The sequence below is a fragment of the Enterobacter chinensis genome (assembly GCF_034008295.1).
In the GTDB taxonomy this organism is placed as follows: domain Bacteria; phylum Pseudomonadota; class Gammaproteobacteria; order Enterobacterales; family Enterobacteriaceae; genus Enterobacter; species Enterobacter chinensis.
In genome coordinates, this window is record NZ_JARDVI010000021.1 from 1 (window position 1) to 302 (window position 302).

The 302-nt window shown below is 52.3% G+C and carries 2 tRNA genes; both read right to left on the reverse strand.

Annotated features, from left to right (window positions below):
• Nucleotides 1-24: 24 nt before the first annotated feature.
• Nucleotides 25-100 (reverse strand) — tRNA-Ala (locus tag PYW49_RS23300).
• Nucleotides 101-209: 109 nt separating this feature from the next.
• Nucleotides 210-286 (reverse strand) — tRNA-Ile (locus PYW49_RS23305).
• Nucleotides 287-302: the final 16 nt, after the last annotated feature.

Consider the following 302-nt stretch of genomic DNA (forward strand, 5'->3'; position numbering starts at 1 on the left):
TTCTTGTTTTTCGCAGTAAAAGGATGGTGGAGCTATGCGGGATCGAACCGCAGACCTCCTGCGTGCAAGGCAGGCGCTCTCCCAGCTGAGCTATAACCCCATCGTATACACTAATCTCTGTACCGCTAATTCTTGTTGAGGCAAGGCGTGGTGACACGAAGCATACTGAAGTATGTGAGTGTCGCCGCAACGCAGCATCGGCAAGAATTTGGTAGGCCTGAGTGGACTTGAACCACCGACCTCACCCTTATCAGGGGTGCGCTCTAACCACCTGAGCTACAAGCCTGCAGAGATTTTTACTG